The sequence below is a fragment of the Aphanizomenon sp. CS-733/32 genome, assembly GCF_028330045.1.
Classification (GTDB): Bacteria; Cyanobacteriota; Cyanobacteriia; order Cyanobacteriales; family Nostocaceae; genus Dolichospermum; species Dolichospermum gracile.
The window spans coordinates 1-8,803 of record NZ_JAQMSE010000058.1 but is presented as its reverse complement, the minus strand read 5'-3'; the positions used below and the strand labels follow the sequence as shown (position 1 = coordinate 8,803).

General features: G+C 40.4%; 9 protein-coding genes and 1 pseudogene. 2 read left to right on the top strand and 8 right to left on the bottom strand.

The genetic code is table 11. The features are described 5' to 3' along the window. Positions 1–323 precede the first annotated feature (323 nt). The 6 genes from PN471_RS04835 to PN471_RS04810 all read right to left on the bottom strand — a co-directional run bounded on the left by PN471_RS04835 (position 324) and on the right by PN471_RS04810 (position 5,140). Complete coding sequence (locus PN471_RS04835) at positions 324–626, bottom strand: DUF1816 domain-containing protein (RefSeq protein ID WP_193899702.1); 303 nt, start codon at positions 624–626, stop codon at positions 324–326. A gap of 112 nt (positions 627–738) precedes the next feature. After that, complete coding sequence (gene rlmB, locus PN471_RS04830; RefSeq protein WP_271775878.1) at positions 739–1,947, bottom strand: 23S rRNA (guanosine(2251)-2'-O)-methyltransferase RlmB; 1,209 nt, start codon at positions 1,945–1,947, stop codon at positions 739–741. A 98-nt stretch (positions 1,948–2,045) separates the two neighbouring features. After that, positions 2,046–2,525 carry a Mini-ribonuclease 3 gene (locus tag PN471_RS04825; protein WP_271775877.1) on the bottom strand — a complete coding sequence of 160 codons (480 nt, stop codon included), beginning with the start codon at positions 2,523–2,525 and terminating at the stop codon, positions 2,046–2,048. A gap of 523 nt (positions 2,526–3,048) precedes the next feature. Next, positions 3,049–3,429 carry an STAS domain-containing protein gene (locus PN471_RS04820; protein ID WP_442867132.1) on the bottom strand — a complete coding sequence of 127 codons (381 nt, stop codon included), beginning with the start codon at positions 3,427–3,429 and terminating at the stop codon, positions 3,049–3,051. 273 nt (positions 3,430–3,702) lie between these two features. Beyond that, the gene (gene carA / locus PN471_RS04815) at positions 3,703–4,848 is read right to left on the bottom strand and encodes a glutamine-hydrolyzing carbamoyl-phosphate synthase small subunit (RefSeq protein WP_271775876.1); all 1,146 of its coding nucleotides are present in this window, start codon (positions 4,846–4,848) and stop codon (positions 3,703–3,705) included. A gap of 133 nt (positions 4,849–4,981) precedes the next feature. Continuing rightward, on the bottom strand, positions 4,982–5,140 hold the full coding sequence (locus tag PN471_RS04810) for a hypothetical protein (protein ID WP_271775875.1): 159 nt from the start codon (positions 5,138–5,140) through the stop codon (positions 4,982–4,984). A gap of 132 nt (positions 5,141–5,272) precedes the next feature. Here PN471_RS04810 and PN471_RS04805 point away from each other — a divergent pair. After that, positions 5,273–5,665 (top strand): annotated as a pseudogene (locus PN471_RS04805) (retropepsin-like aspartic protease family protein); the annotation flags it as partial. On the opposite strand, the gene trpD reads toward PN471_RS04805, so the two are convergent. Together trpD and PN471_RS04795 are read right to left on the bottom strand one after the other, a co-directional pair. Continuing rightward, a complete protein-coding gene (gene trpD, locus PN471_RS04800) occupies positions 5,595–6,641 on the bottom strand; it encodes an anthranilate phosphoribosyltransferase (RefSeq protein WP_271775874.1) in 1,047 nt (348 codons plus the stop codon). The pseudogene PN471_RS04805 and the gene trpD overlap by 71 nt on opposite strands. Positions 6,642–6,743: 102 nt before the next feature. Further along, on the bottom strand, positions 6,744–7,589 hold the full coding sequence (locus PN471_RS04795; protein ID WP_271775873.1) for a DNA adenine methylase: 846 nt from the start codon (positions 7,587–7,589) through the stop codon (positions 6,744–6,746). Between the two features lie 354 nt (positions 7,590–7,943). On the opposite strand from PN471_RS04795, the gene PN471_RS04790 reads away from it, so the two are divergent. After that, positions 7,944–8,666 (top strand): cytochrome b/b6 domain-containing protein, encoded by a 723-nt coding sequence (locus PN471_RS04790; protein ID WP_271775872.1) that lies wholly within the window; start codon positions 7,944–7,946, stop codon positions 8,664–8,666. Positions 8,667–8,803: the final 137 nt, after the last annotated feature.

The window sequence follows — 8,803 nt, the reverse complement described above, 5'->3', positions numbered from 1 at the left end:
TCTTTATTTTGCCAAGCACTTAATATTTTCTGTCTTATATCAATCGAATATGCTGCTGCCATACATCTCAATTATTTTATTTTTTTTACATCTTTAAAGTTTACCATCTTTGTACCGCGTTTGATCTCAAACTGCTGTAATACTTTCGGCAAGCGATCGCTAACACAGCCCATCTCTTTCTTTAGGAAATACCCCAACAGTTATTAGGAGACATTGACAATTGGTTAGCAACCAACCCCCAAATCATGAAAGTTTAAATCAGGCATAACTCGTTCCCAGGATTAGCCCAGGAACGATAACAGCCTCTGGAATTGGTAATTAGACTAATTTTGACCGCTAAAGACAGGCTTTACTTTACGGTCAATCCATTCCCCCAAATCTTCAGCAATTGTTAAAACAGCAGGCTTACAGCGTTTGATATTCACCATAATTCCCTGCGCCCCTTCAATTTCCAAATCTTCTACATAGCCATTACTGGCTTTAGTAGCTGCCGCAGAACTAAAAAATGGACCAAAGTAGTATGTACAACGGGGATTTTGTGTAACAACTTCTACCCACCAAGCAAGACCGAGTCCATTGAATGTGCTAATTAACCTCTCTTGGAAGTTATGCCAAATCGTTGTCATAGTTTTCGCCGATTTATAAACGTGATAACTGGGCGTGTGCAAATAGATTAAATTTATTGTCTTTTACATTTGCTGATTTCGCAGACAAATATCCACGAGATCAGCTTTTGTACTATTGTTTTTTCAAAGCAATTGTCTGTAGTTTATCAAGATACAGTGTATTCTGCGATTTTTGACGATAAATTTCGTAAAGTGCCATACCAGTCGCCACCGACGCATTGAGGCTAGGAGTCTTACCTTGTAAGGGAATGGACACCAAAACATCACAGGAACGTTGTGTCAACATCCCCAGACCTTCGCCTTCACCACCCACAACTAAAACCACAGGCCCACTAAATTTAACACTTTGTAATGGTTCGCTACCTGTAACCGCAGTTCCATAAATCCAAAAGCCCTCTTCTTTTAACTGTTCTAAAGCGCGACCCAGGTTGACGACCCTAGATACAGGAAAGGTTTCTAATGCACCTGCGGCAACTTTCACTACAGTAGAAGTAATTCCCGCTGCTCTTCTTTGAGGAATCACCAAACCGTGAGCGCCAATAGCCTCCGCCGTGCGAATAATCGCCCCTAAGTTATGGGGATCAGTAATACCATCAGCAACTACAATTACAGGGTCAGTAATAGATTTGGACTTAGCAATCAGGTCTTCTAATTCAATATAGGCATAAGGAGCAATTTGAGCCGCTATTCCTTGGTGGTTAGCGCGACCAGTAATTTGGTCTAACCGCATTGGTTCAACTTCATCAATTACTGCGCCATTATCCTTGGCTTGCAAAATCAAATGATGAAATCTGGGATCATAACGAAGACGGCTAGTAATCCAAAGACGGTTAATACTGCGTTCATTTTCCAACGCCGTCAAAACTGGATGACGACCGTAGATTATATCAGTCTCTTCTGTGGATGCAATTTCTGGAAGTTGGTGGAAAGATTGAGAAGAAGGACGATATCTACCAGTAAAGGATTTACCTTCATTTGCTAAGGTAATTTCTGAGGATGGTTCAGAACCATAGCGAGATGTCCGGGGTTTAACTGAGAATGATTTACCTTCTCTGTCTCCTCTACCTTCTGAGGATGGTTCAGAACCATAGCGAGATGTGCGAGGTTTAACTGAGAATGATTTACCTTCTCTGTCTCCTCTACCTTCTGAGGATGGTTCAGAACCATAGCGAGATGTCCGGGGTTTAACAGAAAGGGGTTTACCATCACTTTTGCCTTGATTACGGCTAGGTTGAGGCACAACGCGCTTACCCTTGATTTTTACTGGCTGACCACGTTTTGGTTGTCCGCCGGCATGATTTTTCTTTGGTTGACTTGTCATAATAGTATTGAGGTTTGATTTAAATGAGTGAACAGCCCGATGACATCAATTTAATGAACCATTACAAATCAGTAACAATCGCCAGATGTAGCTTCTCACTATTTCTCTAGGGGAAGTTTTTGTAATAGCTCGGTTAAACGGGGGTAATCAGTAAGATATAGATAGCCAACTAAGGTTTCTAAACTAGTTGCCTGTTGATAAATTTCGGGATCTAGTCGCTTATGGCGACTCGTAGCAGAGTTACGACCTCTGCGAACAATTTCTAATTCGTTACTCCTCAAGTAAGGAGTTAACATTCGCAAATGTAGCGCTTGTGTTTCTGCTCTTACCTGATCCACTACGGAACGATGGTAATTTTCCAATCGCTGTTGTGGCCACAGATAAAACATTCTAACATATAGTTCGTAAATTGCATCCCCCAAGTAGGCTAATGCTGAAGGAGATATCTGTTTTATTTGGGCTGGGGATATTTGCTGGGGTAGTTGCGTGGCATTTACCAACCACGGGTAAATCTCTGATGAATGCTGTGTAGCGGTTTCATCTTCTTCGTGTTCGCCTGTTTCCTCCTTGGACTTCACAGATTAATCATTCCTTAAAAAAGCACTACATCGGGAGACAATTTTTGCCGTCATTATCTCAAGCAACTTAAATTATATTTACAACAGGAGTCACCGAGTCAGGAGTCAGAATTAAAACTGGTTTGCTGTCCGGCTTTGAATTTAGATCCCATACATCATTAATCTTCAATCTGCTGTAACTCTCAACATAATACATTAAATAGGGGTTCTTCTTTCCTATGGCGGTATGTAAGTAGGTTGGCGTTAAAAATTGTCGTTGGGGCAAGGGAACAGGGAACAGGGAACAGGGAACAGGAAGAGAGTTTTGGGCGATTTTACTTTTCTTCACATACCTTGAAATTTTTCGGTTCACCTACTTCTACTTACTTAAATGGGATAGAGAATCTTCTAATTTTTCCTCCTGACTCCTGACTCCTAGCCCTTACAGATAACTTTTCCAGCAAACCCTACTTAATTATATCCAAAAATTAAGCTACCCAGATTTGACATCGGATAGCTTAATTTAGATTTTCCATTCTAGCAATCAATCTGCTGGGACGTTTTCTAGGGCTGCCTCAACTGAAACTTGTAGGGAGAGAAACTTTTCTAAACGAACAAGCTTAACCGTCTGGGTGACACGAGCATTAGTGACAATTTGGAAACTGCCTTCACTTTCAGATTCAGGTTTAGCCAGTTTGGCTAGTCTTACGAGCGCTCCTAAGCCAGAACTATCCACAAAGTCGATCTTTGAAAGATCCAAAATGATGTTTTTTGGGCCTTCTTCAATTTTAGTGCCAATTACTTTAGTGAATGTCGGCTCAGAGAAAGCGTCTAATAAACCTGTGAGGCGGAATAGCTGACAGCTATCGCGGACTTCGCGTGTACCTCTCAGGCTCACGGTTAGATTTAGTGGTTCAGCTATGATTTTCTCCTCGTTCTTTTTACTAAAAGTAAACGTTCTAGTATAGATGGTTTTTGAGCAATTTGTCTATGTTGGCAACTGGCAAAATTTTTTACTAATTACCAATGCCCATCATGACATGGGAATTTTAGATTTTAGATTTTAGATTTTAGATTTTAGATTAAAAAAATTTGGTATAGATTCCTGTCCTCTACTGAGGGAAAAATACTCGCTGCGCTGTGTATGCTTCGCTAAGGGCAATCCCAAATCTAAAATCGGCAATCCCAAATCTAAAATTTATTGCCGTGCTGCTTGCATTTTTAGGACAAACTGCTCAAATAAGTAGTCGGCATCATGGGGTCCAGGACTGGCTTCTGGGTGGTACTGGACAGAAAACACAGGTAGGGTCTTGTGACGGACTCCAGCTACGGTCAGATCATTGAGGTTCAAATGGCTGATTTCAACTGTGGCTGTGGGCAGGGAGTCTGGGTTCAGGGCGAAACTGTGGTTTTGGCTGGTGATTTCCACTCTTTCTTGTAAGCCGGCAGGTTGATTTAAACCGCGATGTCCAAATTTCAGTTTAAAGGTTTCTGCTCCCAGAGCATGACCTAAAATTTGGTGTCCCATACAAATGCCAAATATGGGTTTTTGGCTGTCTAGTAAGGCTCTGGTGGTGTTGATACCTTCTGTGACAGCGGCCGGGTCTCCTGGTCCGTTGGAGAGGAAAATACCATCTGGATTGTATTTGAGAATTTCTTCTGGTTGTGTATCGGCAGGAACAACTATGACGCGACATCCATAACTGGCGAGACGGCGGAGGATATTCCGCTTGACTCCAAAGTCTAGGGCGACGACGGTGAAGGTTTCGCTAATTTTAGCTACGGCTTCGGGGTTGAATTCCCAAGGGGTGGTTGTGGCTTCCATCCATTCGTAAACGGTTGGTGTGGTGACTTCTTTGACTAGGTTTAAGCCTGTCATGCTTGGTGCTGCTTGTACCATTTCTAACAATTCTGTTTCGTCGAGAATTGTTGTGGAAATGCCGCCATTCATCGCTCCAAACATCCGAATTTTCCGGGTGAGGGCGCGGGTATCTATGCCGTAAATACCGGGAATGTGGTGCTGTTGCAGGTAGTGAGGGAGGGATTGGGTGGACCGCCAGTTGCTGGGTTTATGACAGATGTTGCGAGCGATCGCTCCCTTAATATGGGGTTGATTTGATTCTTCGTCTTCGGAATTAATACCAGTGTTTCCTAGTTCGGGATAAGTAAAAATAACGATTTGACCACAGTAACTAGGATCGGTTAACACTTCTTGATATCCGGTCATGCCAGTGTTAAACACGATTTCACCAATGGCGGTGACCGTAGCACCGAAAGACCAACCGCGATAAGCAGAACCATCTGCTAGGACAAGTAGAGCCGGGATTGCGTCAGATAGGGACATAGATCATTTGTAATTGGTAATTGGAGATAAAAAAGGGTTTTATATCTTCTATAACTTATTTTTTTTAGAAGACAGCAAAGATATATCTTCTCATGGTTTATGAAGGTGGAGAGTCTACATCTACAATATTCATTTATTCTATAATTGCAAATTGCTCTTTCAATTCCTGATCGTTAGGTCTTTTAGGATATTCTTCGTGTGTATAAACCCATACAGGATAGACAGAGCAAGAAGCTTGATGAACAACATACATAAATCTGCCTTGACGGGAAGCACCTTGAAGTTCCGGCATTAAAAACCGAATTTTCCTAAATTCAAAATCTGGTTTGTAAGCACCTTTAGGAAAATTCTCGCTATCTGATTCATCAAAAAACGGATCTTTTGTAAGTTCTCCATCAAAACTTTAATTTTAAAATGATTCAATAGTCTCAATGGAACACAGCGGTTTGAGATGATTGTAGATACGGGGGCGAGTGGGGGTGTGATTACCCAGAAGATAGCAGCGGCTTTGGGTGTAGTCACTGTCGGCAAGGCTAAAGCCAATACCGCCAGTGCTAAAGCTGTGGAATTTCCCATTGGCTATCTTGATTCGATGGAAGCCGGGGGTATGATCGTCAATAAAGTCCCAGTAGCGATCGCTGGTACAGAATTAGAAACAGGACTTTTAGAACATGACTTTTTCGGTAACTACGATGTAACTATCGAACGTAACGTCGTCGAATTTCGTCCCCAAGTCCACTCAGAAGCTAATCCTTCAGAAAATCCACTAAATGTTCCAACTTTGTCCAAGGGCTACCGCTTTGTAAAATTTCTTTAGCTACAGTCACCCCTTGACCATGATTTAGCCAGGGAACAGCACCTGCTACTTGCAACGCCAGGGAAGCATTTAACGCCACTATATCTTGTTGCGCTTGTGTGCCTTTCCCTTGCAAAACTTCTTTAAGAATCACCGCATTTTCTTGTGCGTCACCACCCTTAACAGCGGTAATGGAAGCAGGAATCACACCCACTTCCTGGGGATCAACAGTAGTTAGAAATACTTTACCATCTTTTAAAGTTGCCAAATCGGTAATATCGCCCAAACCAGCTTCATCTAATTTTTCTCGTCCATGCAGAACCATTGCTGTTTGTGTCCCCAAGAGATTTAAAGCTTCAGCAACGGTTTCTATGAGTTGAGGATCAAAAACACCAATTACCTGACCAGTAGGATTCAGGGGATTTACCAGGGGTCCTAGTAAATTAAACACAGTCCGCACTTTGAGATTTCGCCGTAATGGGGCAACTGCTTTCAGGGCTGGATGCCAGCCAGGGGCGAATAAAAATGTAATTCCTACCTCTTGTACTGCTGCTTGGACTTTTTCACTGGCAGCAGTCAAATTTACTCCCAAGGCTTCTAAAACATCCGCGCTTCCTGTGAGACTGGAAGCAGAACGACTACCATGTTTAGCCACAGGTATACCCGCAGCAGCCACTACAAAGGCGACAGCGGTGGAAATATTAAAGGTTGATGCCCCATCACCACCTGTACCACAAGTATCAATTAACCGTAGGGGCGGGGTTTCCCCGCCCTTGTTTATTGGTACGGAAGACAGAGATTTTAATACTTCTGCCATTCCTGTTAATTCTTCAGCACATACGCCTTTAAAGTTCAAGGCCATTAAAATTGCCCCTGACAGTTCTGGGGGAATCGTTTCATTGATCCATCCTTGCATCAATTCTGCGGCTTGAGTCCGGGATAATGATTGACGTTCTAATAATTGTTTGAGTAAGTTAGACCAAATAGTAGAGTCCATTGTTCGGTTTTTTTATGATGTTGAATGTGATTTTACCGAAAAATGGCTTTTTTTTGCACGCAGAGGCGCTCCAGACGCAGAGAAAGAGCGCAAAGATGAGGTTTAAGCAATCAGTTGAGATTTTTTTAAGTTTTGGTTAATTTCATAGTTACTGATAAATAGTTCTTTGCCTTTTTCGGCTTTTTTTTGTTTATAATTGTTCATGCCATATTGTAATTCCCATTCAATGATATTTGCCCATTTAAAGTTTTCTCTGATTTCTGGGCAATCGTCGTAGGTAATTAACCAGTTATGGGGACATTGTTTTAAATTTGAAGCAAATTTTTGATGATCAAAGCCTGTATGTAAATCTCCTTTTTTACCATATAATTTAGATTTTTCGGCTTTAACATAAGGAGGATCTAAAAATATGAATACATCTTTTCCAGGTTCATTAATCAGATAACTATAATCTAAATTGGTAACTTGGATATCTTGTGTTAGAATATTTTCTAGTTTTTCTAGTCTATCTATTGATGAATTTGTAAATCTTTTATGAAAAGATTCTAAAGAAAATCCACCGGATTCTATAGTTCCAGAAAATGTAATTCTATTCAGAACAAAAAACCGGACTGCTCTTTCTAAGTCTGATAATGTGTTAACATTTACATGAGCTAATTCGGCAAAAAGTAATTTTCCATCTTGAGAATTTTCTTTAACTTGACGAACTGCGGAAACTAATTTTGATAAATCAGATTTTGCCAAATGCCAAAATAAAAATAATTCTGGATTTAAATCGTTAATGGAAATCTTTAAATTGGGAAATTGTTGTTTGAGATAAATGAAAACTGAACCACCACCAACAAAAGGTTCTCTAAATTCGGAAAACTTTTCTGGAAGACATTCAGCGATGCTTTTAATTGCTCTTGATTTTCCACCAGGATAACGGAGAGGACTTTTGATATTCATGTTATTTGAGTTTTTAGAGAGAATAATTTATTGTAGGTTGGGTTGACGCAAGGAAACCCAACAACTCTGGCGTTGCTGAATTGAGGTATGAAACTAAAAACTCAAAATCTAAAACTTTGCGTCTTTGCTCCTTTGCAACTTTGCGCGAAACAAAATTCATACCGCCATTATGCAACGCCACAACTCTTACTATATTACTGCCAATGTTGGGTTTCACTTCATTCAACCCAACCTACTGTTCGGCTTTAAATTTAGATATTGTACCTAATTAATCTACAATTTGCTGTAATATAAATCCTATGTTTTAATATACTCAGCTAAAATTAGCTTTGTGGAAACTTACTATATCAAGTTATGAATCGTTCAGCCCCCTATCAACCATTAATATTCCGAATCCTCCATGGTATAAGCGGGATTTTAGGAATTGGTGCAATTATTAGCGGATTCCTAGTGTACAACACTTTTGATAAAAGATTTGGATATATCCCAATTCCTAAAATCAATCCTATACAGGATATTCATGGAACATTGGCAGTATTTTTCTTGATTTTACTACCATTTTTTGCTGTTTATAGTTTTCATGCTGGAAAAAGACGACTATTACAACCAGACTCTATCCAAAATCTAACTCAATTTGGTAAACCAATTTGGTGGGTAAGTCTGCAACGGTTAGTGAATACTAATATGTTACTTGCTGCTGTTTTGGCAGTGGTATCTGGGAGAATGATGAAGGAAGAATGGCTACCACTAGGAGAACTTGATCATGTTTGGTATTATGCTCATCTCATAGCTTGGGTAATCATAATTTTTTGTTTAGCAATTCATGTTTTGATGTCGGCTAAAGTTGGTGGTGTGCCATTATTATTATCAATATTATCCTGGAAATTCCGCCCAGAAGATAGTCCTACTCAATGGTATAGTCGTCTCTGTGTTTGGTTGGGTAATTTCTCTCATCAAATCCGGGAAGAAATTAATCAGTTTATGAAGGGTGGTTTATTATTGCAAATAATTGAAGTAATTGTCTTAGGGGGAATTATTTCAGCGTTTATTTTACCTTTGTTGTTTTCTGGTGGTTAAGAGGGTGTTTGAAAAGTCTAATTTATTACTTGCAAGGGCGACTAGAAGTCGCAGCTACACAGACGAAACCCACCTTCGTGGGTTCAAAAGCCTTGATTTTTCGTTAGTCCACGCAGGTGGACTTTGTTTGTGTAGTA